This window comes from Polaromonas sp. P1_G2 (genome assembly GCF_056405515.1).
The window spans coordinates 1-378 of sequence record NZ_JBFUBY010001605.1 but is presented as its reverse complement, the minus strand read 5'-3'; the positions used below and the strand labels follow the sequence as shown (position 1 = coordinate 378).

Sequence of the window (378 nt, the reverse complement as noted above, 5' to 3'; positions counted from 1 at the left end):
CTCCCTTGCTTCCCGCGGCAAAGCTGATGTCGACGGTCTTGTCCTCGGCGTTTAGGATGAACTTGCCGGCCTTGCCGATCGTGACCTGGCCATCACCTTCGAGGGCGGCGGACACGCGTATCAAGCCGCCGCTCACCGACATGCTGGCAGTTTTCGAGACAGTGACGAAGTTGAAAGCCCCTGTCCCATTGTCCGAAACCGACAGGCGGCCATTCTTCTCGATCGTGACAAAGTCGAGAACTGCTGAGGAAAGGCCGCTCACCGACAGACTGCCATTCTTCCAGATCGAGACGTCCCTGAAGGAGGCGTCGGCATCGCCCGTCACCAACAAGCTGCCTTTGCCGTTCGCCTTGTCCTCCGCGCTGCCGAGGACGAGTT

At 60.1% G+C, this 378-nt stretch carries 1 protein-coding gene; it reads right to left on the bottom strand.

Annotated elements, in window-relative coordinates; translation table 11 throughout:
• Positions 1 to 378 (bottom strand): hypothetical protein (locus AC1D0P_RS31755; RefSeq protein WP_477680360.1); only part of this gene is annotated, 378 nt, incomplete at both ends.